Raw genomic sequence first — 3,512 nt, forward strand, 5'->3', positions numbered from 1 at the left:
CGGCGCGGACGGCACGACGTTCGCGGGCCCCCCACCGGGCAGGCGCACCCCGAAGACATACTTCTGCGCGAGAGCCATGCCTGCGTCCCGGAGACTTCTCCGGTCCGAACGATCCAGCTCTCCGTAGTACCGAGACAGGTCGGCCAGGACTTCTTCCGCCCGAGGATGGTCGTGGGGGAAGTTCCTACGCCGGAGTTCCGCGAGCAGTTCCGACCGCAACGCCATCTCGGAAGCGGTGTCCAGCACCGGCACGCCCGAGACGCCGGCCGGCCCCGCCACCGGCCCGCCCGCGGAGACCGAGGAGGTACCGACGGCCGGCGGCGCCGAAGGCCCCCGCGTCGCCGAATCATTACTTCGTAGCGCCGCGAGGACTTCCGACCGCAGGTCCTGTTCCACAGCGGCGTAGGCACCAGGGTCCTCGGGCAGCGGGACGTACACCGCATCGTCGTCCTCGGCACCGGCCGGTACCAGGTACAGACCGGCCGGCCCTCTGAAGAGCGTGTACGGCACCGCATCGAACCGTTGCTCCGCGAGCATCCGGCCCAACTGCTCCTTGTTGCTGACGCGGCCGACTTCGGCCGTGTCCGCCCGCAGCACCACTCCCTCCGGCATATTGACGAAGTCGGCGCCGTCCGCACCGATCCGCACCCAGCCCTCCGGAGACAGCACCACGTCATTCGAGAACTCGAACCACCCGCCGGCGCTCACCCGGTAGCGGGGCGGGCGGGAACCCTCGCCGTCCGGGCCGGTCCGCACCCACTCGTCCGGAGACAGCACCACGTCATTCGAGGACTTGAACCACCCGCCGGCGCTCGCCAGATAGCGGAGTAGACGGGGATCCGATTCCTCTCGCGCGTGGACGAAGAAGCGATCGGCCTCTTTACCCTCGGCCGGCGAAGCCGGCACGGCACGAGCAGGCACGAACCACAGGCCGCCCTTACGCGGTCCCGTGACCAGCGCCTCCGATCCGATCGGACCGGAATCCCTGCCCGGCGCCCCACCACGAAGACCGCCCGGCGTCGCACCGAGGAGCAGTTCGCCGTCACCGGACGACGCCGTTACGTCGTACAGCAGGTGAGGCGGTGTCAGGTCGGCGAGCACTTCCCGGTCGCCGGTGCGCTCGCGCGGGCGGAACTCCTCGTCGATCCAGGCGTACAGGTCCGCCGCCTCACCGGCCAGCACCGCCCTGTGGAGAACGTCGCTGTGCCCCGCCCAGTCCGCTGCTCGCAGTGTGTCGAACAGCGGCTGCGACATGGCGATGCCGTAGGAGATCGCCGCCTGGAGGAACGACCGACGGTGATCCGCTTCGAAACCGAGTCGCCCGTACACCCGGAGTGCCCACTCGGTCAAGTTGGACGGCTGAGAGGCCACGTGGTAGCCGCGGGCGTCCCGCATCTCGGTCAGCCACGCGCCGGTCCGGTCGTCCCAGACGAACGGGGCGTCCCCCCACATCAGGGTCAGAGCCGCGGCGTGGTGGTCGACCGCTTTGTACATCGCGGTCATGACGTCGTGGAGCGTCCACTCCGAGTCCTCGCCGAGCAGCCGTTCCAGTTCCGCTCCCGAGTCCACGCCGAATCCGTCGGCGGCGGCGTCGGCTCCCATGCGGCGGGCGAGCGTGGCGTACAGGCGGCGTGCGGCGTCGCGAGCGGCGCGGAACACCGCCGGGTCCGAACCCAGCACCCACCCGAGAGCAACTTCGTACGTGGCGCGCGCCAAGGCCCACGAGGGAGAGGCGTAGACCTGCCCGAACCTGACCGGCAGTTCGGGAAGGTCGTCCGTGTCCTCCGGACGCACCAGACTTGCCGAGAACTGACCGGTGGTCTCGGGCCGGGCCTGCGGCGCGCTCGTCCACTGCGGCCAGTTCGGCGGCGGAGACGGCATCGGTGAAGGCTCTTCCGCCGCCGTCGTCTCGGACGGCATGGTCACCTCGTCCGCGTGCGCGAACCTGGAGGATCGGGCGAGCGCGGCGGCGAGTTCGGTCGCCGAGGGCTCCTGACCGGGCTGCTCGGCTGGGAACAGTTCCCCTGTCAGGCCGTCGTACCGCTCTCCGAGCACGTCACGGAGCAATCGATCAAGGTCGGCGTAGCGCTCGAGCGTGCCGCGCCTCGGACTGGCGCCTCCGAGCTCGGTCTCCAGCCGGAGCGCCGCCTCCTCGGCCGGCGCCTCCGCGGCCCGCAGCTCCTCCAGAACCCGCCTCGCGCGCCGGGCGTACCGGAGTTCCCGCATCGCCAGGGCGTGCTCGACGAGGTCCGTCGTGATCTTATCCCGTAGGTACGCGTCGCCCTGAGCCAGAGTGGGCTCGCCGTGGATTAGGGGATGCGAGTCGAGACGCGCCTCCGTGATCACCGCGACGGCCCGGTCCACCGGGAACGGCACGTAGCGGAACAGCCAGGAGGCCGGGGCTTTGTCGAATTCCTCCCACAGTGCCGCTCGAACGTCGTCCAATCGGCCCGTCAGGAAGAGGTTCCGCTCGTTACCGGGATCGACGCCGATGGCGGTGAGCCACTCACCAGCGGTTCGCAGCCCGAGGCCGGTCGCACCGTCCACGACCATCCACGCCGGACGGCGCTCCTCGTCATGGCCCCACACCACCGCGGCGATGTGGTATACCCAGGGAATTCGCACCGGGTCGAGGAAGTTCGGCATATCACCAGAGCGCAGGCCCAGCGCTCCGCTCCCATCGTCATGCGCTTGGACGACCACGATCTTGCCGGCGGGCGCGCCCTGCTGCAGGAGCCACAGCGCGGCCAGATGGGCCCGCAGGGCGCAGCCCTCCCAGACATGATCGCTCGGAATCGGGACGGCGCCGAACTCGGGATGCTGGAAGGTCAGCTCGCTCAGCAGCTCATACCACCGTTCGACCTGCGCGTACGACACCGGATCCGGCCGGGTCTCGGAGAAGAGGTTGTCGGCGCCGTGCACCGGCCAGATCTCGTTCCAGCGGTGCCAGGGAACGTCGCTGTGCTCCCGCCCCCATAGATCGTTCAAGTGCCGGTCGATGGACGCGCCATAGCGGGTCTGGTAGGCCTCCTGAACGGCCCACGCCTGGCGCAGGTCGCCGCCGAGGAGACGCAGCAGGGCGAAGGCGCCCTCCGCGTCCTCGTGCTCCACCAGCACCGTGTGCAGGTTCTCGACGAAGGCCTGGACTCGCGGCAGGGAGGCCGGTGACGTCTTCGGAGGGACCGCGATCGGACCGGGCGGCGGAGCTCCGAGAGTGAACTCCGAGACCAGGCCGGTCATCCGGAGAACGTCCTCGACCAGTGTCTCCGGCGCGCGTCCCTCCGCGACCGCGCCGTCCAGCGCCTCGGCCAGTGAGGTCCCACCGGTCCATTCCTGGAACGCCGCGTCCAGGGATTCGGCCGAACGACCGTCCGCGAGCGAACGGCGCAGGCGAAGTTGCGCCACCACCGCGGACTGGTCGACCGGGTCGCCGGTCAGCAGCGAGGCGAGGCGACCGGCGTACTCCTCCTCGGACGGGCCGGCGAGGGCGAGAGGCTCGGTCCCGGTCGGCT

At 70.3% G+C, this 3,512-nt stretch carries 1 protein-coding gene; it reads right to left on the bottom strand.

Annotated elements, in window-relative coordinates; genetic code table 11:
* Window positions 1-3,512: protein-glutamine glutaminase family protein (locus NE235_RS37025; protein ID WP_252811589.1), on the bottom strand; the 3,512-nt coding region annotated here is incomplete at both ends.

The organism is Actinoallomurus spadix (assembly GCF_024055725.1).
Lineage (GTDB): Bacteria > Actinomycetota > Actinomycetes > Streptosporangiales > Streptosporangiaceae > Actinoallomurus > Actinoallomurus spadix.